Annotated in this window: 30 protein-coding genes; 29 read left to right on the forward strand and 1 reads right to left on the reverse strand. The window is 48.2% G+C overall.

Going from position 1 to position 22,371, the window contains the following annotated elements; translation table 11 throughout:
- Positions 1-37: 37 nt before the first annotated feature.
- The 16 genes from K4H25_RS00305 (at position 38) to hisD (ending at position 11,104) form a co-directional block, all read left to right on the forward strand.
- The gene (locus K4H25_RS00305; RefSeq protein ID WP_221021514.1) at positions 38-832 is read left to right on the forward strand and encodes an ABC transporter ATP-binding protein; all 795 of its coding nucleotides are present in this window, start codon (positions 38-40) and stop codon (positions 830-832) included.
- Positions 833-856: 24 nt separating this feature from the next.
- A complete protein-coding gene (mlaE, locus tag K4H25_RS00310) occupies positions 857-1,642 on the forward strand; it encodes a lipid asymmetry maintenance ABC transporter permease subunit MlaE (RefSeq protein WP_308443226.1) in 786 nt (261 codons plus the stop codon).
- A gap of 2 nt (positions 1,643-1,644) precedes the next feature.
- A complete protein-coding gene (gene mlaD / locus K4H25_RS00315; protein WP_217390239.1) occupies positions 1,645-2,118 on the forward strand; it encodes an outer membrane lipid asymmetry maintenance protein MlaD in 474 nt (157 codons plus the stop codon).
- Between the two features lie 2 nt (positions 2,119-2,120).
- On the forward strand, positions 2,121-2,729 hold the full coding sequence (locus tag K4H25_RS00320) for an MlaC/ttg2D family ABC transporter substrate-binding protein (protein WP_221021515.1): 609 nt from the start codon (positions 2,121-2,123) through the stop codon (positions 2,727-2,729).
- Complete coding sequence (locus tag K4H25_RS00325) at positions 2,726-3,016, forward strand: STAS domain-containing protein (RefSeq protein ID WP_221021516.1); 291 nt, start codon at positions 2,726-2,728, stop codon at positions 3,014-3,016. The genes K4H25_RS00320 and K4H25_RS00325 overlap by 4 nt, the downstream gene beginning before the upstream one ends.
- Before the next feature lie 47 nt (positions 3,017-3,063).
- Positions 3,064-3,834 (forward strand): MlaA family lipoprotein, encoded by a 771-nt coding sequence (locus K4H25_RS00330; protein WP_221021517.1) that lies wholly within the window; start codon positions 3,064-3,066, stop codon positions 3,832-3,834.
- Entirely contained in the window at positions 3,831-4,724 is an 894-nt protein-coding gene (locus K4H25_RS00335) for an ABC transporter ATP-binding protein (RefSeq protein WP_221021518.1), read from the forward strand. Before K4H25_RS00330 ends, K4H25_RS00335 begins: the two co-directional genes overlap by 4 nt.
- A 44-nt stretch (positions 4,725-4,768) precedes the next feature.
- Positions 4,769-5,524: an ABC transporter permease gene (locus K4H25_RS00340; RefSeq protein ID WP_221021519.1), complete on the forward strand. Its 756-nt coding sequence runs from the start codon at positions 4,769-4,771 to the stop codon at positions 5,522-5,524.
- A gap of 56 nt (positions 5,525-5,580) precedes the next feature.
- Complete coding sequence (locus K4H25_RS00345) at positions 5,581-5,823, forward strand: BolA family protein (protein WP_173534600.1); 243 nt, start codon at positions 5,581-5,583, stop codon at positions 5,821-5,823.
- Positions 5,823-6,008 (forward strand): hypothetical protein, encoded by a 186-nt coding sequence (locus K4H25_RS00350; RefSeq protein WP_221021520.1) that lies wholly within the window; start codon positions 5,823-5,825, stop codon positions 6,006-6,008. Before K4H25_RS00345 ends, K4H25_RS00350 begins: the two co-directional genes overlap by 1 nt.
- Before the next feature lie 115 nt (positions 6,009-6,123).
- Complete coding sequence (gene murA / locus K4H25_RS00355; RefSeq protein WP_221021521.1) at positions 6,124-7,374, forward strand: UDP-N-acetylglucosamine 1-carboxyvinyltransferase; 1,251 nt, start codon at positions 6,124-6,126, stop codon at positions 7,372-7,374.
- On the forward strand, positions 7,374-7,778 hold the full coding sequence (locus K4H25_RS00360; RefSeq protein ID WP_221021522.1) for a DUF4870 domain-containing protein: 405 nt from the start codon (positions 7,374-7,376) through the stop codon (positions 7,776-7,778). Before murA ends, K4H25_RS00360 begins: the two co-directional genes overlap by 1 nt.
- Positions 7,779-7,813: 35 nt before the next feature.
- Positions 7,814-8,461 (forward strand): ATP phosphoribosyltransferase, encoded by a 648-nt coding sequence (gene hisG / locus K4H25_RS00365; RefSeq protein WP_173532539.1) that lies wholly within the window; start codon positions 7,814-7,816, stop codon positions 8,459-8,461.
- 59 nt (positions 8,462-8,520) lie between these two features.
- Complete coding sequence (locus K4H25_RS00370) at positions 8,521-9,066, forward strand: potassium channel family protein (protein WP_221021523.1); 546 nt, start codon at positions 8,521-8,523, stop codon at positions 9,064-9,066.
- Between the two features lie 11 nt (positions 9,067-9,077).
- Entirely contained in the window at positions 9,078-9,608 is a 531-nt protein-coding gene (locus K4H25_RS00375) for a TIGR00645 family protein (protein ID WP_221021524.1), read from the forward strand.
- 200 nt (positions 9,609-9,808) lie between these two features.
- Positions 9,809-11,104, forward strand: a complete 1,296-nt coding sequence (hisD, locus tag K4H25_RS00380) for a histidinol dehydrogenase (RefSeq protein ID WP_374706351.1) — start codon at positions 9,809-9,811, stop codon at positions 11,102-11,104.
- A gap of 105 nt (positions 11,105-11,209) precedes the next feature.
- On the opposite strand, the gene K4H25_RS00385 is transcribed toward hisD, so the two are convergent.
- A complete protein-coding gene (locus K4H25_RS00385; protein ID WP_221021525.1) occupies positions 11,210-12,247 on the reverse strand; it encodes a hypothetical protein in 1,038 nt (345 codons plus the stop codon).
- A gap of 359 nt (positions 12,248-12,606) precedes the next feature.
- Between K4H25_RS00385 and hisB the strand changes: the two genes are divergently transcribed.
- The 13 genes from hisB (at position 12,607) to K4H25_RS00450 (ending at position 22,152) form a co-directional block, all read left to right on the forward strand.
- Positions 12,607-13,200 carry an imidazoleglycerol-phosphate dehydratase HisB gene (gene hisB / locus K4H25_RS00390; protein ID WP_173532543.1) on the forward strand — a complete coding sequence of 198 codons (594 nt, stop codon included), beginning with the start codon at positions 12,607-12,609 and terminating at the stop codon, positions 13,198-13,200.
- A gap of 109 nt (positions 13,201-13,309) precedes the next feature.
- The gene (gene hisH / locus K4H25_RS00395) at positions 13,310-13,954 is read left to right on the forward strand and encodes an imidazole glycerol phosphate synthase subunit HisH (RefSeq protein ID WP_221021526.1); all 645 of its coding nucleotides are present in this window, start codon (positions 13,310-13,312) and stop codon (positions 13,952-13,954) included.
- A 113-nt stretch (positions 13,955-14,067) separates the two neighbouring features.
- Entirely contained in the window at positions 14,068-14,808 is a 741-nt protein-coding gene (hisA, locus tag K4H25_RS00400) for a 1-(5-phosphoribosyl)-5-[(5-phosphoribosylamino)methylideneamino]imidazole-4-carboxamide isomerase (protein ID WP_173532545.1), read from the forward strand.
- 17 nt (positions 14,809-14,825) lie between these two features.
- Positions 14,826-15,164: a hypothetical protein gene (locus K4H25_RS00405; protein WP_173532546.1), complete on the forward strand. Its 339-nt coding sequence runs from the start codon at positions 14,826-14,828 to the stop codon at positions 15,162-15,164.
- Between the two features lie 29 nt (positions 15,165-15,193).
- Complete coding sequence (gene hisF / locus K4H25_RS00410) at positions 15,194-15,961, forward strand: imidazole glycerol phosphate synthase subunit HisF (protein ID WP_221021527.1); 768 nt, start codon at positions 15,194-15,196, stop codon at positions 15,959-15,961.
- Positions 15,958-16,362 (forward strand): phosphoribosyl-AMP cyclohydrolase, encoded by a 405-nt coding sequence (gene hisI / locus K4H25_RS00415; RefSeq protein WP_221021528.1) that lies wholly within the window; start codon positions 15,958-15,960, stop codon positions 16,360-16,362. Before hisF ends, hisI begins: the two co-directional genes overlap by 4 nt.
- An 82-nt stretch (positions 16,363-16,444) precedes the next feature.
- Positions 16,445-16,765 (forward strand): phosphoribosyl-ATP diphosphatase, encoded by a 321-nt coding sequence (locus K4H25_RS00420; protein WP_173532549.1) that lies wholly within the window; start codon positions 16,445-16,447, stop codon positions 16,763-16,765.
- 114 nt (positions 16,766-16,879) lie between these two features.
- Entirely contained in the window at positions 16,880-17,209 is a 330-nt protein-coding gene (locus tag K4H25_RS00425) for a histidine triad nucleotide-binding protein (protein WP_221021529.1), read from the forward strand.
- Between the two features lie 107 nt (positions 17,210-17,316).
- Positions 17,317-17,529 (forward strand): Sec-independent protein translocase subunit TatA, encoded by a 213-nt coding sequence (gene tatA, locus K4H25_RS00430; RefSeq protein WP_173532551.1) that lies wholly within the window; start codon positions 17,317-17,319, stop codon positions 17,527-17,529.
- A gap of 69 nt (positions 17,530-17,598) precedes the next feature.
- The gene (locus tag K4H25_RS00435; RefSeq protein ID WP_221021530.1) at positions 17,599-17,970 is read left to right on the forward strand and encodes a Sec-independent protein translocase subunit TatA/TatB; all 372 of its coding nucleotides are present in this window, start codon (positions 17,599-17,601) and stop codon (positions 17,968-17,970) included.
- A gap of 79 nt (positions 17,971-18,049) precedes the next feature.
- Positions 18,050-18,781, forward strand: a complete 732-nt coding sequence (gene tatC, locus K4H25_RS00440) for a twin-arginine translocase subunit TatC (RefSeq protein ID WP_173532553.1) — start codon at positions 18,050-18,052, stop codon at positions 18,779-18,781.
- A gap of 18 nt (positions 18,782-18,799) precedes the next feature.
- A complete protein-coding gene (locus K4H25_RS00445) occupies positions 18,800-20,584 on the forward strand; it encodes a PglL family O-oligosaccharyltransferase (RefSeq protein ID WP_221021531.1) in 1,785 nt (594 codons plus the stop codon).
- Positions 20,585-20,886: 302 nt separating this feature from the next.
- Complete coding sequence (locus tag K4H25_RS00450) at positions 20,887-22,152, forward strand: mannosyltransferase family protein (RefSeq protein ID WP_221021532.1); 1,266 nt, start codon at positions 20,887-20,889, stop codon at positions 22,150-22,152.
- Positions 22,153-22,371 lie beyond the last annotated feature (219 nt).

The raw sequence follows: 22,371 nt of genomic DNA on the forward strand, positions 1-22,371 counted from the left end.
GCCATAAAATTCGTTTTCAATCACTCAGCTTAAATCCATGAACCTGCTTGAATTTCAAAATGTCAGCTTTTCCTATGCTGAAAACCAGATATTGCGCGACGTATCTTTATCGATACGCCGTGGTCAACTGGTGGCGATCATGGGGGGCTCAGGCTCAGGTAAAACCACCTTGCTCAAATTGATTGGCGGCCAATTACAGGCCAAGCAAGGCGCAGTGTGGCTGGATGGGCAAAATGTTGGCCAACTCAACGAGCACGATCTGTATCAAATGCGCCGTAAATTGGGCATGTTGTTTCAATTTGGGGCGTTATTTACGGATTTATCGGTGTTTGATAACGTCGCCTTCCCACTGCGCGAACGCACTCAGTTACCTGAATCGATGATTAAAGATTTAGTGCTGATGAAGCTCGAAGCCGTCGGTTTGCGCGGCGCTGCGCAGCAAATGCCGCATGAATTATCCGGTGGTATGGCAAGACGAGTGGCTTTGGCGCGCGCCATTGCTTTAGATCCTGCTGTGATGTTGTATGACGAACCGTTTACCGGTTTAGATCCGATTTCTTTGGCCACGGTGGGCAAATTAATTCGTGAACTCAATGATGCACTTGGCACGGCATCGATTGTGGTGACGCATGATGTGGCCGAATCGCTGGCAATTGTCGATTACGTTTATTTTTTGGCCGAAGGCCGAATCGTTGCCGAAGGCACGCCAGCAGAAGTCAAAGCGTCAACCCACCCTTTTGTGCAGCAGTTTATTCATGCACGCCCCGATGGCCCATTGCCATTTCATAAGCCAGCAGTACCTTATGCAGAGCAACTGGGTTTGCCATGTTGAACACCACCATCGCGGAGGCCACTTTTGTTGTTTAATTTTTTTAGCCGTCTTGGCGCACCATTCACCAATGCTTTGATTAAGCTGGGTTTTGCTTGCCGATTTTTAATTGCGATTTTGCGCCATTCAGGCAGCTGCCTGCTGCGCCCACAGTTGACGATGCGTGAGATTTGGTTTGCTGGCGTTTTATCCGTTTTGATTATTTCGGTGTCGGGGCTGTTTGTTGGCATGGTATTGGCGCTACAAGGCTATGACACGCTACAACGCTTTGGCGCTTCGAGCTCGCTCGGGATTTTAGTCGCTCTGTCCTTGGTGCGGGAATTAGGCCCAGTGGTCGCCGCGCTGCTATTTGCCAGCCGCGCTGGTAGTGCGATCACTGCTGAAATTGGCTTAATGAAAACCACCGAACAATTGTCGGCGATGGAAATGATGGCGGTTAATCCGATTGCCCGCGTGGTTGCGCCGCGCTTTTGGGGTGGGGTGATCTCCATGCCTTTACTGGCCGCGATCTTTAGTGCGATGGGGATTTTTGGCGGTTACTTGGTCGGCGTGCACTTATTGGGCTTGGACGACGGTAGTTTTTGGTCGCAAATGCAAGGCGCGGTCGATTTTCGCCTTGATGTGATGAATGGCATTATCAAAAGTGTGTTCTTTGGTTTTGCCGTGTCTTTAATTGCCGTTTTTGAAGGCTACGATGCACCGCCCACCGCGGAAGGTGTATCACGTGCTACGACGCGCACGGTAGTCACGAGTTCTTTAGTTATTTTGGCGCTGGACTTTATTTTGACCGCGTTTATGTTCCGAGGGGTTTAATAGTGAAACGAGGCATGATTGATTTTTGGGTGGGTTTGTTTGCCGCAGCTGGCATTGCCGCCCTGTTGTTTTTAGCTTTACAAGTCAGTAGCTCCAGCAGTTTACCCGCCACATCGAGCTATGAATTAAGCGCTGATTTTGAAAACATTGGCGGCCTTAAACCTAGAGCACCAATTAAAAGTGCTGGGGTGGTGGTGGGCCGCGTTAGCAATATTAGTTTTGACAATGAACGCTACGTTGCCAAGGTCGAAATGGCGATGGATAGCCGCTATCACTTTAGCAAAGACAGCTCGGCAGAAATTCTGACTTCGGGCTTATTGGGCGAGCAATATATTGGCATCACGCCGGGCGCCGACGAGAAAAATCTCGTCAATGGTGATCGCTTTAAAGTCACCTCTTCTGCCATTGTGCTGGAGCAACTCATTAGTCGCTTTTTATTTAGTCAAGGCGACAAAGCCAACAACTCGGAGCAATAAATATGTACTCGCTTGTTAGTAAATTATTATTAATCATCACCTTAAGCTTTACCGCCGGCGCGAGTATTGCCAACAATGATAACCCAGAACAAATTGTGCGCAGCACCAGTAAAGACGTGCTCGATATCATTAAAAAAAATGATAAAGACACCAGCAAAATGCGCGACTTAGTCGATCAACGCCTATCGCCACTCGCCGATTACAATCGAATGACTTCGCTAGCTGTAGGCCGTTACTGGAAAAGCGCAACGCCCGCGCAGCAAGACGCGCTGAGCAAAGAATTTCGCACCATGATGATTCGTACTTATCTATCGGCGCTGACTTTATACAAAAATGCGCAAATCAATGTACGCGGCACGCGTGCCGGTAACGACGCCAGCGAGCAAACCGTGCGCACCGAAGTCACCTTACCGGGGCAAAAACCGATTCCGCTGGATTTTAGCTTTGAAAAAATCGGCAGCGAATGGAAAGTATTTGATATCAGCGTTGAAGGCATTAGCTTTATTAATAATCATCGCAACCAGTTTGGCGCAGTGATTCGCAAAGATGGGATTGATGGTTTGATTAAATCGCTGAGCGAAAAAAATAACAGTTCACGTCAAAGCAAATGAAGACCGAGATCCGCATTAGCGCAGAGCTTAGCTTTGCCAGTAGCCCCGCAGCACTCAATCTACTCGACGCCTCATTGTCGCAAGCTGATCTCACGCTCGATTTTAGCGATTTAAAGCAAGTCGATTCGAGTGCCGTGGCCTTACTGCTCGAATGGCAGCGCCGTGCTAGCGCGGCACAATGCACATTACGGCTGATTCATTTACCCGCTAATCTGCTGCAACTGATCGCCGTTTATGGCTTAAGTCATTTTTTTTATAATGCCAGCGAAAGCGAATCAAGTTGCTAAAAATGCTCTCTATACTTCATCCATCTAATTTGCTTTTTGAGTCCGCCATGTTACGCCGCCTGATTGTGTTCCCTTTATTGCTGCTCGGTGCTTGTGCAACGCCGCAAAATAATTACGACCCACTCGAGCCGATCAACCGCCCCATTTATAAAATGAATAAAGCGGTTGACGATGCGGTATTGCGCCCAGTAGCCAAAGGCTATGTGCGCTTTGTGCCGCCACCGCTACGTAAAGGCGTGGATAACTTTTTTGAAAACATCGACGATTTATTCAGCATTCCTGCCGCCTTATTGCAAGGCAAAGCCACACCGGCCTCTAAAAGCTTTGGCCGAGTTTTGGTCAATTCAACCGTGGGCGTGGGCGGCCTAATTGATTGGGCCAGCGATTTACCGATTGAAAAACAAAATCAAGACCTAGGCCAAACCCTCGGTTATTGGGGGCTGCCAACAGGGCCTTATTTGATGGTGCCATTTTATGGCCCAACCACCTTACGCGATAGCGTAGAGCCTTTGTCGCGCTTTATTTGGGGGCCGATTGATTACGTCGATGATTTGGCCGGACAAATCACTTATTACAGCGTCTATATCGTCAACGCCCGGGCACAAATCCTGCCGTTAGATAAAATCATCGACGAACAAGCGGATCCTTACGCGTTTATCCGCGACAGCTATTTGCAACGCCGCTGGTTTAAAATTCACGATGGCAATCCACCGTTTCCTTTACCCATGGGCTCAGCAGACGACTTAGACGCTGATGCTGGTCCTGAAGCAGCACCGATCGCCAGAGCCCCAAGCGCAGTCACCTCGGAAACCCCATGAGCGCAATTATTTTTGACCACATAAGCAAACAATTTGGCGACTTTACTGCGCTAAACGACATTAGTTTTCGCGTTGAAGAAGGCGATTTCTTTGCCCTACTTGGCCCCAATGGCGCAGGTAAAACCACGCTGATTTCTATCCTTGCTGGCCTGAGTAAAGCCAGCCAAGGGCGCACCAGCGTCATGGGCTACGACGTTAGCAGCGATTACCGTCAAGCGCGGCGCGCCGTCGGTATCGTGCCGCAAGAATTGGTGTTTGATCCTTTTTTTACTGTGCGCGAAACCTTGCAATTTCAATCGGGTTATTTTGGTTTAAAAAACAACGGCGCTTGGATTGACGATATTCTCGAAAACCTCGGCCTAACAAGTAAAGCCGACGCCAATATGCGCGCCCTTTCTGGGGGTATGAAGCGCCGCGTTATGGTAGCTCAAGCCTTGGTGCATAAACCCCCTGTTATCGTGCTTGATGAGCCGACTGCTGGAGTCGATGTCGAATTACGGCAAACATTGTGGGCCTTTATTCGCAGCCTGAATCAAGCTGGCCATACCATTGTGCTCACCACGCACTACCTCGAAGAAGCGCAAACGCTGTGTAATCGCATCGCGATGCTCAAGCAAGGCCGTTTACTGGCGCTAGAAAACAAAGAACAAATCATGAGCCGAGGCGCAGCGCGCACCGCACTGATCAAACTCACTGCTGGAGCATGGCCGGCGGTTTTGCAGTCGCTGTTGCTGCGCGAGCGGGACAATGGCTTTGAAATCAAACTGGCAGACTGCAATGCACTTGAGCATATTTTAATGACCTTGCGCCAAGCGGGCCTTACGCTCAAAGACATCGAAATTGCTCAAGCTGATTTAGAAGACATTTTCGTTCAAATGATGAGTGCTTAAACGCGCGCCACCGTCCTCTCACCGCTTGACCTTAGGCAACGACAATGACCGGTTTTTACACGCTGTTTTATAAAGAAATATTACGTTTTTGGAAGGTTGGCTTTCAAACCGTCGCCGCACCGATTTTGACTGCATTGATGTATTTATTGGTGTTTGCACAAGTATTAGCCGATCGCGTGCAACCTTTAGCCGGCGTGAGCTATACCGCGTTTTTGATTCCTGGCTTGATGATGATGAGCATGCTGCAAAATGCTTTTGCCAATACCAGCTCGAGCATTATTCAATCCAAAGTCACCGGCAGTATGGTATTTGTCTTGCTGCCACCGTTATCGCACTTTGAGTTTTTCTCAGCCTATACCTTGGCCGCAATTGTGCGTGGACTGGTGGTCGGCCTAGGGGTATCGCTCACTGCACTAATATTTGACATGCCTAGCCTTAAATACCCCTTATGGATCTTAATTTTTGCGCTATTAGGCTGCGGCATCATGGCGGTATTGGGCATGATTGCAGGGATTTGGGCCGAAAAATTTGATCAGCTAGCTGCCTTTCAAAACTTTTTGATTATGCCGCTGACGTTTTTATCTGGCGTGTTTTACTCAATTCATAGCTTGCCGCCATTTTGGCAAAAGGTATCGCACTTTAATCCGGTTTTTTATATGATTGACGGCTTTCGCTACGGTTTTTTTGGTCAAAGTGATGTCAATCCATGGCTTTCTTTGTCCGTAGTCGGATTTAGTTTACTTATTCTCGCCGCAATGGCCTTCTCCTTGATAAAATCGGGATACAAAATTCGCCGCTAACTATTTACTCCAGCGATAATTTCATCGCCTAGAGTCGATTTGACCCCCTAAAGAGCATCATGACGCCAGAACAAGTACAAGCCCTTATTGCCCAAATCCTGCCTTGCGAACAGCTGGATGTTGAAGGCGATGGTCATCATTTTTATGCCACGATAGTCTCAAGCCGCTTTGAAGGTTTGGGTTTATTAGCGCGACATCGCTTAATCAACGACGGCTTAAAATCCTATATCGATTCAGGTGAACTGCACGCAATCTCAATGCGCGCGACCCTCACACCGGCTGAAATGGCCAAGCGTTAATGGCCGACCCCGATAAACGTTTTGATTTATCGGCCATTGATGACGCCAAAGCCGTTATTGAACAAGCCAAAATCGACGCCAAAAAACCCCAAGATCGCCGCAGCATGGGCCGCTTAGTCGCGCTGAGCAATTTGCCGTGGCTCATTGGCATTGTCGCTTGGGTGTGGTGGACTTGGTTTAAATAAAACTTCACCGTCGCCAAGCCACCGCCAGCCATCATGCGATCTCGCATTCGATGCGGCGCAAGCCATAAGCCGACGGATTTCATTGCCTATTTCGTTTTTAGAGAATTGATACATCATGGACAAATTAAGAATTATCGGTGGTCACCCACTGGCTGGTGAAATTACTATTTCTGGCGCCAAAAACGCCGCATTACCGATTTTATGTGCCTGCTTGCTCACTGCTGACACATTGCGCTTGACCAATGTGCCGCAATTGGCCGATGTGAAAACCACGCAAAAATTACTACAAGGCATGGGCGTTCGCGTGATGACAGATAACGTCCACGAGTACGAACTCACTGCTGCTGAACTCACCAGCCTCACTGCGCCGTATGAATTGGTTAAAACCATGCGTGCTTCAATTTTGGTGCTCGGCCCAACGCTAGCTCGCTTTGGTGAAGCGCAAGTGTCTTTGCCTGGCGGTTGCGCCATTGGTGCTCGCCCTGTTGATCAGCACATCAAAGGCCTTGAAGCTATGGGCGCTGAAATCATTATCGAGCACGGTTATGTCAAAGCCAAAGGCCGCCTCAAAGGCGCGCGCATTGTTTGCGATATGGTCACCGTTACCGGTACAGAAAACCTATTGATGGCCGCCACACTGGCCGACGGGATTACCGTGATCGAAAACGCCGCGCGTGAACCCGAAGTTGTTGATTTGGCAGAATGCCTGATCAAAATGGGTGCCAAAATCACCGGCCACGGTACTGATACCATTACCATCGAAGGCGTTGCCAGCTTGCATGGCGCAGAACACGCCATCATTGCCGACCGTATCGAAACCGGCACTTTCTTAGTCGCCGCTGCCGCCGCGCAAGGTAAAGTATTGCTAAGAAACACCCGTGCAGACATTTTGGATTCGGTACTCGATAAATTACGTGAAGCTGGCGCTTATATCGAAGCCGGTGAAACATGGATTTCACTGGAAATGAAGCATCGCGCACGCGCAGTGAATTTACGCACGCTGCCGTATCCAGCATTCCCAACCGATATGCAAGCGCAGTTTATGATGCTCAATTGTATTGCTGAGGGCACTGGCGTGGTGACTGAAACGATTTTTGAAAATCGTTTTATGCATGCGCCTGAATTGGTTCGCATGGGCGCAAAAATCAATACCGAAGGCAATACCGCCATTATCACCGGCGTTGAAAAACTATCTGGCGCAGTCGTCATGGCTACTGATTTACGCGCTTCTGCCAGCTTAGTGATTGCCGGTTTGATTGCTGAAGGCGAAACTATTGTTGATCGTATTTACCATCTTGATCGCGGCTATGAGCATATTGAAACCAAACTCGCTGGCATTGGCGCAAGTATTGAGCGATTTCATTAATGTTCAATATCAATCCCAAACCAGCAAGTGAAGATAGCGACGGCAAACTCAAGCCACCCACACAGGCGGAAAAAACCTGTGCCGTGATTTTGCATTTGTCTGGCTTATGTTGGTTGCCGATTATTCCGCTGCAAGTATTGGCGCTGATTGTGCCTTTTTTGGGTTTGCAATTTGCCCGCGCGCACTCGGAATTCGTTGAACAACACGCGGTGCAAATTTGTAATTTTCAAATGCTAATGGCTTGTTTTTATGTATTGGCGCTGATTGCGACTTTATTCTTTAAAACGCCCATTTTTATTTGGTGGGTTGCCATTGGTGCTTCTTTGTTTTCAGTTTGGGAAGCGGCCAAAGCCATAAATGGCTGGCCTGCTAAATACCCTGCCGGTCTCAAACTATTTAAATAAAACCGTGGCGCTGGGCGCCACTGCAGGAAATCCTAATGATTACGATCGCGCTATCGAAAGGCCGTATTTTTGAAGAAACGCTCCCCTTATTGGCAGCGGCAGGGATTGTGCCAAGTGAAGCGCCCGAAAGCACGCGTAAGCTCATTATCGGCACCAATCAAGCCGATGTGCAGCTGATTATTGTACGTGCTTCGGACGTACCCACTTATGTGCAATATGGCGCGGCCGACTTAGGTGTCGCCGGTAAAGACGTCCTGATTGAGCATGGTGGCCAAGGTTTGTATCAGCCACTAGATTTAGAAATCGCCAAATGCAGCCTAATGGTGGCGGTACAAAATGGCTTTGATTATGCCGAAGCGGTGAAACAAGGCGCGCGTTTACGCATCGCCACCAAATACACTGAACAGGCTAAAGAGCATTTTGCCAGCAAAGGCGTGCACATCGATTTAATCAAACTGTATGGCTCAATGGAATTAGCCCCCTTAGTGGGTTTGGCTGATGCCATTGTCGATTTGGTTTCAACTGGCAGCACGCTCAAAGCCAATGATTTAGTCGCCGTTGAGCATATTCGCGATATTTCGAGTCGTTTAGTCATCAATCAATCAGCACTCAAACTCAAACAAGCGCGGATTCAACCGATGCTGGATGCGTTTACTGCGACTGTTAACGGTCGGAAAAACTAAGCACCGTGCGCTGGCAAAGCTGGATTAGTTGGCGCAAAGCGCCATTTTATGCGCTGGCAATGATGTTTTGCTGGCCATGGCTATTGCAGCTATTTGCCTTTACCCACGTCAATGAGCGGCTGATTTTTTTTATTGTTGCCATTTACGCTAATTATTTTTACTTTATTTTTAGTATTGCTAAAGGCCAGCGCCTGAGTGAAGGCGTGACGCCCGAACATGCAGTTTGGTTGTTTGTCTTAAGTAATATCATTTTGGCCATGGTGTTTGCGGTCGGTTGGCATCATTTTGCTTTATTTGGCCCACCGCTGCATTGCCTGAAAGAGCCGACGTTACTACAGGCGATTTATTTTTCAGCTGAGGTTTTTTCTACCGTTGGTTTTGGCGATTTACTGCCGTGTTCTGATCAAGGGCAAATGCTATTTATTGCCGAATCACTGATTGGGACCACGCATTTTGGCGTGTTTATGACTTTAATTTTTAGTCGGGTGATTTTTCCGCAATCCAAACCCAAAACGCCGCGTAAAGCCAAAATCGAGCCTAAAACCGAACTCAACGACGATCACGCGGTCAGTAAAACTGACAACTCCACTTCTTCAAATTTATGAGACCTTGTGAGATGAAACCCTCAACAGCATCCAATCTAAAAACACCGTTTATTTCAAAAATCATTTTTAGTAGCCGCTGGCTACAACTACCGATTTACCTCGGCCTGATTGTGGTGCAAGGCGTTTACGCTTATAAGTTTCTCGCTGCGCTTTACAATATGCTGATGAATTTAACCTCATTGAGCGAAACCCAAATTATGCTCGCCGTATTGGGTTTGATCGACGTGGTCATGATTGCGAATTTATTGCTCATGGTGACTGTTGGCGGTTACGAAACCTTTGTTTCTCGACTGCACATTGACAATGATCCAGACCAGCCTGAATGGCTAGATCATGTGAACGCGACAGTACTTAAAGTCAAACTCTCGATGGCGATTATCAGTATTTCATCGATCCATTTATTGCAGACCTTTATCAACGCCGCACAAACCTCAGAAGCAACAATGAAATGGCAAGTGATTATTCATTTGTCTTTCCTCGTGTCTGCTGCGGCGCTCGCTTACACCGATAAACTACTGCATTCGGTATCTAATCCGCACTAAGCACAGTCCCATCGATACAGCGCGCCGTCCTTGTGACGGCGCTTTTTATTGTCTCATCGCGAAAAACAACAGCGCACCGCGCCTTTATTACTTCTGATTTTCAGCTTGAGGCCCTAAATGACATTTAGCTGGATCGCCGCCGATAGACGGATAAGTCAGGGTATAATCAACGCCATTCTTTCTTGCATTGGGTCTACGCCATGATTCGCCGTTTTGATTCTACTTCCGTCGATTTTCAATCTGAACTCACCGCACTGCTGGCGTTTGAAACCTCGCAAGACCCACAAGTCGACGTTCGTGTTGCTGGCATTTTGGCCGATGTAAAAGCCCGTGGCGACGCCGCCGTGATTGAATACACCAATCAATTTGATGGCACCAGCGCGCAAACCATGGCCGATTTGGAGCTAAGCCAAGAAGAACTCAAAGCCGCATTCGAGCGCCTGCCAAGCGATCAAGCCGCGGCATTACAAGCCGCGGCAGCGCGAGTACGCAGCTTTCATGAAAAACAAAAAATGGCATCTTGGACGTACGAAGATGAAGACGGCACGCTGCTCGGCCAGCAAGTGACCGCGCTCGATCGCGTTGGCATTTATGTTCCAGGTGGCAAAGCAACGTATCCATCATCAGTACTGATGAATGCCATTCCAGCGCACGTTGCTGGCGTTCAAGAAATCATCATGGTGGTGCCAACACCGCGTGGCGAGCGCAATGATATGGTGCTCGGTGCAGCGTATGTTGCAGGTGTGAGCCGGGCATTTACCATTGGCGGCGCGCAAGCCGTTGGTGCATTGGCATTTGGTACCGCAACGATTCCGCAAGTCGATAAAATCACTGGCCCAGGCAACGCCTACGTGGCGAGCGCCAAACGCGCAGTGTTTGGTATCGTCGGTATTGATATGGTGGCCGGCCCATCCGAAATTTTAGTGATTGCCGACGGCACAACGCCAGCCGATTGGGTGGCGATGGATTTATTTAGCCAAGCCGAACACGATGAAATCGCCCAGTCGATCTTGCTATGCACCGATGCCGCCTATCTCGCTGAAGTCCAAGCCAGCATCAGCAAATTACTGCCAACACAGCCACGCAAAGATATTATTAGCGCATCACTGGCTAATCGCGGCGCGCTAATTTTAGTGAAAGACTTGGCTGAGGCGTGCGAAATTAGCAATTACATCGCACCAGAACATTTGGAATTGTCCGTTGCAGATCCTGATGCGCTATTGCCGCAAATCCGCCACGCTGGCGCTATTTTTATGGGGCAATTCACCTCAGAAAGCTTGGGCGACTATTGCGCCGGACCCAACCACGTTTTACCAACCGCCCGCAGCGCACGTTTTTCTAGCCCGCTTGGCGTATACGACTTCCAAAAACGCTCGTCGATTATCAAAGTATCTGAAGCCGGCGCACAAAAATTGGGCAAAATTGCCAGCGTTCTCGCGCACGGTGAAGGCCTAACAGCACACGCCAATGCCGCTGAACTACGCTTAAAAGCCTAAAGCAAACAGCCCCGCAATGGCGATTGCGGGGCTGTTGATGCCACAAATAAAAAGCCTATGTATTGCTCTACAAAATAATAAATAAATGCTCTATAGCCACATACCCTAAATAAGTAACTCACTTAGACCGCTCAGATTGGGTGAAATATTGGGCACCATCCCAGCATTTAAATGCAGCAAAATAAAATTAACTCGGCGCGCCAAATCATCCGCTAATTCAAACTGGCCAGTGCTGCGAGCGTAACGCTCGGCTTGCTCACTTAAACGCATTTCTAAATGCCGTAGCCCATCTGCCTTTGCAATCAGCAAGCCACGCTGAATAATGCTCAGCGCCGATACCAGCAGCCCTTTTTTTGCCATTAATTGCGCCCATAAGGCCAATAAATTAATCTCGGCCCAATGATATGGCGTGCTAGCAACAATCGCTAAACCATCCGATATTAAGTTTTCTGCTGTAATTAAATCTCCGGTTTCTAGCTTAATTTCAGCCAAACGAAACGAGCTGGTCGCCGCATAATGTGGCAGTTTCTGCTGTAAACACAGCTGCAAAGCTTCGCGCAGTAACGCTTTTGCTGCGGGGACTTCACCGATCTTTTTTAAATTAACCGCCCAATTAATTTTGGCCTTAACCAATAAAAAAGGATCACCCTGCCCTAGCAATAGGCCATGCGCCAGACTGTGCATTTTCGCCGCCAATGCATAGTCACCACCGGCATCACAAATTTGCCCCAAGCCAATCAAGGCCAAACTGCGCGTTGTTAAAAACTCGACTTGTTTGCCACATAAAACCGCACATTGCTGCCAATGCTCAAGCGCTTGGGGATAACACGCTTGCGAGTAATAACAACGGCCGATTTGCTCCAAAATTTCCGGCGTGCGCTGCATTTGCTTAAATTCTTCGGCGTACACCAACGCTTCTGTTAAGCAGCTCAGCGCATGCTTTACATCGCCGAGCTGATCTTCGATTTGCGAGAGCAACAAAGCGCAATCAATCAAACAAGGCGCATCAAACACTTGCCGCGCCTCAGCCAGCAAGGCCAAGCACTGCGTGCGCGCACCAACCGGTTCGATAAACATCGATTGCTTTACCACCAATACGCGCTGTTGTCGCACTACTTGCTCAGTTAAAGGCAGCTCAAACACAGAATGGATTTACCTCTTGAATTTGTGGTATCTAATTCATCCGCGCCAAGTACCAACTTAGCGCCAATGATCCGCGGTATAGTACGAACGAGATTGCATTTTGTAGACGGCTATTTGCTTTGTTATCGTCATCAAGGCTCGATTACTTGAGCGAGGCGCCAAGATAAATGTCATCACTGCAAATAATAGTGTCAGATTGAACATGAATGATCTGCGACAAGCTTCGAGCCCATTCACTTTTGTAAGAAAGAAACGCGGCGGCGACCGTAACGATTCGGCGGATTCTGATAGAATAGTGCGACATCATCGTGGTCCGCGCATTCCGCTGAATGCCCTTTGCCAATCTCGAGAACAGACTCATGCGCCAAGTAACAGTTAGCCGCAATACCTTAGAAACTCAAATCACCATTACCCTCAATTTAGACGGCACGGGAATCAGCAAATTTGATACCGGTGTGCCCTTTTTTGAACATATGCTCGACCAAGTCGCTCGCCACGGCCTATTTGATATCGAAATCAAAGCCGTTGGTGATTTGCATATTGATGCCCATCATACGGTTGAAGATGTCGGTATTACCTTGGGCCAAGCTTTTGCTCAAGCGGTTGGCGATAAAAAAGGCATTGTGCGTTATGGCCACAGCTATGTGCCACTCGATGAGGCGCTATCACGGGTGGTGGTCGACTTATCGGGCCGCCCTTGCTTGGAATACGATTGCGAATACACCCGCGCAATGATCGGCGGTTTTGATGTCGATTTATTTGGTGAATTCTTCCGTGGTTTTGTTAACCATGCCGCAATTAGCTTGCATATCGACAATCTCAAAGGCAAAAACGCCCACCACCAAGCCGAAACGATTTTTAAAGCACTGGGCCGCGCTTTACGCATGGCCGTTGAGCACGATCCTCGCATGGCGGGCATCACACCATCGACCAAGGGCACGCTAGTCGGCTGATACCAACAAGATCCGACGCAGAGCCGCAAAGACGCAGAGAAAATCCAAAATTGAACTCTGCGCCTCTGCGTCTCTGCGTTGAGAGCTCTTTTTAAGGTTTGGATTTTTAATGAAAATAGCAATCGTAGATTACGGTATGGGCAATTTGCATTCGGTGACTAAGGCGTTTGAGCTGGTTGCCCAAGGCCAAGCCGAGATTATCCTCACCGCCGACCCGACTGTTGTGGCTAGCGCGGATAAAGTGGTTTTTCCTGGTCAAGGTGCGATGCCCGATTGTATGCGTGAACTCGAGGCCAGCGGCTTAAAGCAAGCGGTACTCGATGCTGCGGCAAGCAAACCTTTTTTAGGCATTTGCGTTGGTGCACAGTTGTTGTTTGAACATAGCGAAGAAGGCGACATAGATTGTCTTGGCGTCTTTAAAGGCAAAGTGATTAAGTTCAAGCCCGAAAATATGCATGACGAGCAAGGCCAAAAACTCAAAGTGCCGCATATGGGCTGGAATGAAATGTTCATTGTGCAAGACCACCCTCTATGGGCTGGCATTGCCGACAAAGAGCGCTTTTACTTCGTTCACAGCTATCATTTTGCGCCGGCCGAGCCACACGACACCATCATTGAAACCAGTTATCCCAATCGTTTTGCCGTGGCGATTGCTAAAGACAATGTCTTTGCAATCCAATGCCACCCCGAAAAAAGCCACACTGCTGGGCTGCAATTATTAAGAAATTTTGTGCATTGGAATGGTAAGCAATAAGCTAAATAGATATTCAGATTTAAATCGCTTCGCTCAATTTGGCTAGTTTTAACCTATACTGCTTACTTGGCTTTGACCTATTAACGACTCATTTACTTTTACACGCTAACATCATGCTGATTATTCCTGCAATTGATTTAAAAGATGGCCAGTGCGTACGCCTGCGCCAAGGTGAAATGAACGACGCCACCGTATTTTCTGACGACCCAGCAAGCTTCGTTAGTCATTGGCTCGATCAAGGTGCGCGTCGGATGCATTTAGTCGATTTAAACGGTGCGTTTGCGGGTAAGCCAAAAAATTTGGCCGCGGTAAAAAAAATCCTCGCGGCAATCAATGGCGAAGTGCCGGTGCAATTAGGGGGCGGCATTCGCTCGCTGGAAACCATCGAAATGTATCTTGATGCCGGGATTGATTACGTCATTATTGGTACTGCCGCAATCAAACAACCGGGGTTCTTACACGAAGCGTGTGATGCCTTTCCGGGTCAAATCATTGTCGGTCTAGATGCCAAAGACGGCATGGTCGCCACCGATGGTTGGGCCAAAGTCACCGATCACAATGTGATTGATTTGGCCAAACGCTTTGAAGGCTACGGCGTTGAAAGCATTATTTACACTGATATCGGCCGTGATGGCATGCTGTCTGGGGTGAATATCGAAGCCACCGTCAAATTAGCCCAAGCTTTAACCATCCCGGTCATTGCCTCTGGCGGTCTAACTAATTTGGACGATGTGCGTAAATTATGCGAAGTGGCCGATGAAGGCATTGAAGGTGTGATCACTGGCCGTGCTATTTATGAAGGCACGATCGACTTTGCCAAGGCACAAGACTTAGCGGATGAACTTTCCGCCTAAATCGTCAGCGAGGGCGCATGGAAAAACCAGACTGGTTCAATTGGGCAAATGACGAAAGAAAAACGGGTGATTGGATTCGCGCCAATAACCCCAAGTGGTTTGCCGAGGTTTGCCAGATTTTGTTTGAATATGACCCGATGACGATTTCGCTAGTCAGCGAGCCGGAAGGTTATGCGCCAGAAGTAGGTAGTATTTTACGCAGTCTACCGCAGTGCTTGAACGTCGACGACGTACAACAACTTCTTTTTAATGTTTTCACCCAATGGTTTACGCCAGAATTTGCTGGCAGCCGCAGCCAATACGCTGAAGCTGCGGCCGCCATTTGGGAAAACTGGAAACAGCAACAACTCGATTAATCTGCGGTGCCTCACCGCACGGAAATAAAATGCCTTTAGCCAAACGTATTATTCCCTGCCTTGATGTCACCGCTGGCCGTGTCGTCAAAGGCGTCAACTTCCTCGAACTACGTGATGCCGGAGACCCTGTCGAAATTGCGCGCCGTTATGATGCACAAGGCGCTGACGAGCTGACCTTTCTCGACATTACCGCCTCAAGCGACAACCGCGATTTAATTTTGCACGTCATCGAAGCGGTGGCTTCGCAAGTTTTTATTCCGCTCACCGTTGGCGGTGGCGTTCGCGTTCCTGACGATGTTCGTCGCTTACTCAATGCTGGCGCCGATAAAGTCAGCATCAATACCACGGCAGTGACCAATCCCGAAGTGGTCGAACAAGCTGCGAGTCGTTTTGGCAGCCAAGCCATTGTGGTGGCCATTGACGCCAAAGCCACCAATGCCACCAATAGCCGTTGGGAAGTTTTCACCCACGGCGGTCGCCGTGCAACCGGGCTTGATGCGGTGGAATGGGCGCTAAAAATGCAGCAACTTGGCGCCGGTGAAATTTTACTCACCAGCATGGATAGAGACGGCACCAAGATTGGTTTTAATCTGCCACTAACGCGTGCCGTATCCGATGCGGTCAATATTCCAGTCATCGCCTCAGGCGGTGTAGGTAATTTGCAGCATTTGGTCGATGGCGTAAAGCAAGGCCATGCCGATGCGGTACTAGCAGCGAGCATCTTCCATTTTGGCGAATATTCAGTCCGAGATGCTAAGCTGGCCATGCAAGCTGCGGGCATCGAGGTGCGTCTATGAGCCAGCCACTTTGGCTGGATGAAATCCAGTGGGATGACAAAGGTCTGGTACCCGTCATCGCCCAAGACGAAGCGTCAGGACGGGTAATGATGTTTGCGTATGCCAATAGAGAGGCCGTTGCGCTTACCGCCGAGCGACATACCGCCCATTATTGGACTCGTTCACGACAAAAGTTATGGCACAAAGGCGAAGAATCAGGGCATTTTCAACACGTATCAGCGATTGAGCTCGATTGCGATGGCGATGTGCTGATTTATAAGATCCGCCAAGAAGGTGGCATCGCTTGCCATACCGGCCGTGAAAGCTGCTTTTTCCGCACTTTGCAAAATGGCCAATGGATTGTTTCCGAAGCCGTTTTAAAAGATCCAAAGTCGATTTATGGTGCGAATCATCAACATTAAAAAATCTCACACCGTTACAATTGCCACGAACTTGTAACGTAAGCGCAATATAATCCCTCATGTTTGCTGTATGGAGCTCGCTATGGTTTCCGCTGAAATTCTTGAACGTCTATCGACTACGCTGGCTGAGCGTCGTTTAGCTGATCCAACTTCGTCATACGTTGCCAAGCTGTATCATAAAGGCACCGATGAAATCCTCAAGAAAATCGGCGAAGAAGCAGTAGAAACCATTATGGCGGCTAAAGATGGCGACAAACTGCATTTGGTGCGAGAAGTTGCTGATTTATGGTTTCACACTATGGTTTTGCTGGCACATCAAGGCTTAAGCCATGAAGATGTACTGGCCGAATTAGCAAGACGTGAAGGCATTTCAGGTATTGATGAAAAAGCAGCACGTAAATAAGCATTCGTGCAAAAGTTTTATCGCCCAGCCTAGCCGCCAAAGTTTAACGTTGGTTGGCAAAGCGGCGATGCACGAAAACTTTTGCTTATCTACTTAGGTCTAATGGGAAGCACAATGAGCGATTGTTTATTTTGTAAAATTGTTGGCAAACAGATTCCTGCGAAAATCATTTATGAAGACGATGATGTCATCGCCTTTAACGATATTCGCCCAGCAGCCCCAGTGCATTTTTTAGTCATTCCGAAGCAACATATTGATTCTTTACTTGGCTGCACCGAACAAGATCAAGTTTTACTGGGTAAACTTTTGGCACGAGTACCACACATTGCGCGTGAACAAGGTTTACAAGCTGGCTTTAAAACGGCGATCAATACCGGTGAAGCAGGTGGGCAAGAAGTGTATCACTTGCATTTACATGTCTTGGGTACCCCACAAGAGTCATAGACGCTCAGACGCAGATTAATTACCCTGTAGCAATATATCTACTTGTATTGATACAGAAATTTTGAATTTATCGGCGATCAATCGCCCTCTACTTATCGAGGCATATCATGGGTTCATTTAGTATTTGGCATTGGTTAGTGGTACTGGTCATTATCATCTTGGTTTTTGGTACCAAAAAACTCGGTTCTGTCGGCAAAGATTTGGGCTCAGCAGTCAAAGGCTTTAAAGATGGTCTAAAAGAAGGCGAACAAGCTGAAGCTGACGCCAAAAAACCAGCCGAAAAAGAAGTCGGTCGTGTCATTGATAACGACAAACCTTAAGCGTGCTTGGCATTCAGGTTTTAGCTATTTTTATTCACCCCGCTTTTTTCGGTAATGCCTGTGCTTGACATGAGTTTTGGTGAGTTATTAGTCATTGGTGCGGTCACATTGATCGTAGTGGGGCCTGAACGCATGCCTAAAGTTGCCAGAACGGCCGGCATGCTGCTTGGCCGCTTGCAGCGCTTTATCGCCAATGTGAAATCTGAAATCCACCAAGAAATGCAAATGGGCGAGCTCGCCAAGCTAGAAGCCGAGCTGCGCGAAGGGACCGATGATTTACGCAATTCAATTCATCAGCCCTTTGCCGATGCTGCTGCCATGCTCGCCGAAGGCGCACAAATGCCGCCAACAAGTCGTGATGAGGACAGTAGCGCCGCTCTTGAGCACGCCATCGACACTTTGCCAACACTCCCCAATAGTGCCTATCGCGATCGGCGCTAACCTCAATGAACGATGAATCACTGGGTTCATCACCTTGCGGCTGTGAATAGACCCACCCTTGCCGACAGCGAAAAAAGACATGATCGATAATCTACAGCCTTTATTTAGCCATTTATTAGAATTACGCACCCGCCTAGTTCGTGGCGTACTGGTGTTTTTGTTGGGTTTTATCGTTGCCTTTGCTTTTTCAGCGCAACTATATGATTTACTCGTTGCCCCGCTGGCAGCGGTATTACCCGGCCAAAAATTAGTCACGATCGGTATTGCTTCGCCGTTTATGGTGCAGGTAAAAATCGCCGCCTTAGTGGCTTTTGTTATTACCTTGCCACACACTTTATTTCAGGCTTGGGCTTTTATTGCGCCCGGCCTGTATCAGCATGAAAAAAAACTCATCATCCCTTTAATCATCGCCTCCAGCCTATTGTTTCTTCTGGGTATGGCCTTTGCTTATTTTCTAGTTTTTGGCGTGGTTTTTAAGTTTATTGTCTCGGTGGTGCCTGCCAGCATGCAATGGTTGCCTGATTCTGGCGAATATCTGGATTTTGCCATTGGTATGTTTTTGGCTTTTGGTGTGACTTTTGAAGTGCCGATTGCAGTGATTGTATTGGTCAAAATGGGCGTGGTTTCCATCGCAAAATTGCGTGAAATCCGCTCTTATGTCATTGTCGGCGCTTTTGTCATTGCAGCCATTGTTACGCCACCCGATGTGGTATCGCAATTAATGCTCGCGATTCCACTGTGTTTGCTCTACGAGCTGGGCGTTTTTATTGCCGCCATGTTATTTCGCCCCAAAGCGGTCGTACCCGTTTGATTCTTCTCTGAGTTCATTATGCCGATTCAACTGCGCCTATTGCAGACCTTGCTATTTTTATTTGCCGCCGTGCCGTGTGGGATTCCTTTTCGCTGGAATCCCAATCCTGTTTTCCCTTCTGAATTAGCTGCTTTTGTTTTATGCGTCTTGATTACGCTCACTTGTGCTTTTATTCCAAGTGATCACAAAGACAAAATCAATCCGCCATGGACCAGTCTCTTTTGGTTGGCTTTTGCTAGTTTTATTGGCGTGCAAGCGGCGATTATTCAACCGTATTACGCCACCGAAGTCGTTTATCCTGTGGTCTATGCACTGGGCGCCGGGATGCTGGCTTGGTCTTTATCACGCGCGATGGCGGTCTACGGCTCGCAAAGTATTGTCACCATGTTTGCCTGGGGTTTACTTGCTGGCGCCATCTTTAATTCCGGCCTAGCAGTGCCACAAATTATGCAATTAGTACAAGAAGGCCCACGACTGATTTTTGGCAATATCGGCCAAAAAAATATGTATGGGCATTACCTCGCTTGGGGCCTAGCGAGCGCGGCATATTTAGTCACGCAAAAAGACGAGCTGCCAAAGTGGATGTTTTGGATTGTTGCACCGTGGTTGGCATTGTCATTGGCGTTTTGTGGCTCACGTTCGCCATTTTTGTACGCCTTTGCCTGGCTACCGGCCGGTTTATTCTTGTGGTGGCGCGGTGGCGAGATCGTTCGTCAATTTGGTAAGGCGCTGAGTATTGCCGCCGTTTTAATCATTGTGATGCAATTTTTAGCACCACTGGTGAATGAATTACTGCAAGCGCTACTCAAAGCCAAAAATGAAGTGCCAACAGGCTTGGATCGTATTGATTCTAATGGCTCACGTCGTTTGGTTGAATGGGAAAAAGCTTGGTTAGCTTTTTTACAGCATCCATGGCTTGGACTGGGCTGGGGCGCATATGGTGCGCAAAGTATTGCGCTGCAAGTTCGCCCTGAATTTGCCATCGTGTCTGAGAGTGTTTTATTTACCCACGCGCATAATTCAGTACTGAATTTACTCGCAGAAACCGGCATTTTTGGTACTGCGATCATCGTCGCGGGGATTACTTGGGCATTTGCTAATTTATGGCGCAATTGGAATCAACCGGTGGTGGTGTTTGGTGCGGCACTGGCCATCGTATCGATTTTGCATAGCTTAGTTGAATATCCTCTGTGGTATTTCCACTTCTTAGGCCCCTTTGTCGTCGCCCTGCTCTTGTTGCGCAGCGATGGGCCGCAATACCAAGTACCGGCGATCGCAGCGCGAATCAGCTGGACCATCTGGGCAGCGATTGCGCTGACAATATCCGTACTCGGCGCGCAGCTGTATCTCAAGATTTACCCGATTATGGATCCGGCCAAAGACGAAAAAATCAACGCGGCGCGAATTCAAACCTTAGAAGGCATGCGTAACAATCCATTAATCGACTTTTATGCTGACTTTGGTTTATCCAATTACATCGTCGCCAGCAAGAGCGAAATGCCTTGGAAGCTCGGCATCTTACGTAATATCAATGCGATTCGCCCTTACCCTGGGCAAATGACTGATCAAGCGGTGATGGAAGCACTCAATGGCAATCAAGCCCTTGCCCAGCAGCTGATGCGCCAAGCGGCTTTTGCTTACCCAGAAAGCTATGATTATTTTTACGAAACCTTATTTAAATTTGACGAACCGGCAGTGCGCGCCTTAGTAAAAGAAGTCGATGAAGGACGCGAGTTTTTTAACCGCAACCTCGATTTCAAATTAAAGCGCCCAACACAGCCTGAAGATGAAACAATCAATTAATTGAGCAATTAAGGCTATTAAGCACAAGGCAGATCTTTTGATCTGCCTTTTTTTTCAACTATCTGCAGATCTTTTGATCTGCCTTTTTTACGACTATCTACAAGTCATTCGATCTGCTTTTTTATAACTGACCGCAGATCACTCAATCTGCCTTTTGTAGCTAGCTGCAGTGCAATCTGTTGCCTTTTCAGCCTTAGCCACCAACCTTGTGCCTTATTTCATCAGCGACCCACATCCTTACGGCATAATTTACTGTAATAGCGCATCGACGCTAAGCCGCAACTTAAATAATGGATGAGACCATGTTAATGACCACCATCGCGCTACTGGCATTTGTTCTGCTACTGGCCTATATCGCCTTACGCGGCGTCTATGAGTTTCGCTTATCGCTAGGCGAAAGCGCAGACGAGCACATGCCTTTATTTGCGCCGCACACCTATACTGCAGCCCCTTTTCAACAACGTCACCCGATTTACGCCATTGTTTTGTTGGTCCTCGGTGCGCGCTTAGCAACTTGGCTATTGGCTTGGCTGTTGTTTATCTTTCGAGAAAATCAGGTGGTCGGCTTTTTTGACAGCCTCAAAACCATTTGGTGGCGCTGGGATGCGGTGCACTATCTGAATATTGCGGCTCACGGCTATGTCACCGACGCAATGCCTGAAAAGCTCAATCTAGTGTTTTATCCACTTTACCCAGCCTTAGTCGCGCTGATTGGCCTAACTGGCATACCGCTGTTTGCGGCCAGCTTAATCGCCTCATTAGCCGCCTTTTGTGGTGCCTGTATCGTGCTCTATCGTTTGGTCGAGCGCGAAAGCCAAAATGCGCAATTAGCTTGGGACTGCTGCAAAGTCTTAGTGATTTTTCCTTTTTCCTTCTTTTTTGCGATGCCGTATACCGAGAGCTTATTTTTACTGCTCACTTTGCTGTCATTTTGGTATTTACGTGGAGGGTATTGGCTACTAGCAGGCTTATTTGCTGCTCTGGCGGGCTTTACCCGTAATCAAGGGGTTTTATTACTGATTCCATTTGCCGTTGAAATCCTATTGCGCTGGCGCAATGGCGAGCTCCACCGCCCTTGGCGCGCACTGCTGGGGATGGCGTTGGTGCCGCTGGGTTTGCTGGCTTATTTAGCGATCAACCACTTTGTAGCCGGCAATTGGCTACAGTTTTTAATTTATCAACGGCAAAATTGGTCACAAAGCTTTGGATTTCTACCAAGTAATGTCGCCAATGCCTTTAGCAATCTCGTTCAAGGCGATTTAAAGCTAGCACTAGGCACTTGGCTGCCCACCGTGCTGTGCTACTTTGCCGCGATAGCCTTGCTGCTCACCAGTGGCCGACAACTGCCACTGCCGTATTTAGCCTATGCAGCGGTGTATTTATGGGTGTCGTATTCGCCAAGCTGGTTATTATCCGGCCCACGCTATTTGATGAGCTTATTTCCACTGGTGATTGCCACCGGTATTTTGATGCAAAAAAATCGCTATTGGCATCAAGCCATCGAGCTCATCATGCTATTCGGGCTGGGGTTTTTCTTACTGATGTATATCCATTACCAAGTTTATTGATGGAGTCTAGCGAGCTATACCCTGTCAAGATAGGCAATATTCAGATTACATGTTGATGGTTTTAAGTGCCTGCGGCACGGCTGTTTACAGTCGCAGTCCGCGACGGGGACCCTCTTTCTTTGACTCGCCAAAGAAAGAGGGGGAAAGAAAGGCGCCCCGAGCGCGCCCAGCTCCGCTGTGCCCTCGATCGTCGTGAGCCAAACGATATAGCTGTTTGTC

It is taken from the genome of Deefgea piscis (assembly GCF_019665785.1).
Classification (GTDB): domain Bacteria; phylum Pseudomonadota; class Gammaproteobacteria; order Burkholderiales; family Chitinibacteraceae; genus Deefgea.